Source organism: Staphylococcus sp. GDY8P196P, from assembly GCF_017891705.1.
GTDB lineage: Bacteria > Bacillota > Bacilli > Staphylococcales > Staphylococcaceae > Staphylococcus > Staphylococcus ureilyticus.
The window spans coordinates 3,734-4,050 of sequence record NZ_JAESJS010000007.1 but is presented as its reverse complement, the minus strand read 5'-3'; the positions used below and the strand labels follow the sequence as shown (position 1 = coordinate 4,050).

At 29.7% G+C, this 317-nt stretch carries 1 pseudogene; it reads right to left on the bottom strand.

Going from position 1 to position 317, the window contains the following annotated elements:
- Positions 1 to 236: 236 nt before the first annotated feature.
- Positions 237 to 317: pseudogene (locus tag KA814_RS13825) on the bottom strand (protein rep); the annotation flags it as partial.

The window sequence follows — 317 nt, the reverse complement described above, 5'->3', positions numbered from 1 at the left end:
AATCATATAGTTTTATACCTAAACACTTACATAAGCTCTTAAAACACAAATATGAGCCAAATAAATATATTCTAATTTCAAAAACACATTTTTGATCTAAACCAGTGATAAATTTTTTAAACACTGCCCATTTACATGCAAACTTAAAAGTTAACATGAAAACTGGGCAACCATGCCGGTTGAACGCTATAGTTCCCGCAGGGGCAAAAAGACATAAAAAAACGCTAGCTTTTAAGCTAACGTTTCAAATCTTTTAAGTAATAATTTTGTTTTTCAAAATTCCAAATTGCTGTAATTGAATGTGCTTTTTCTTCTTC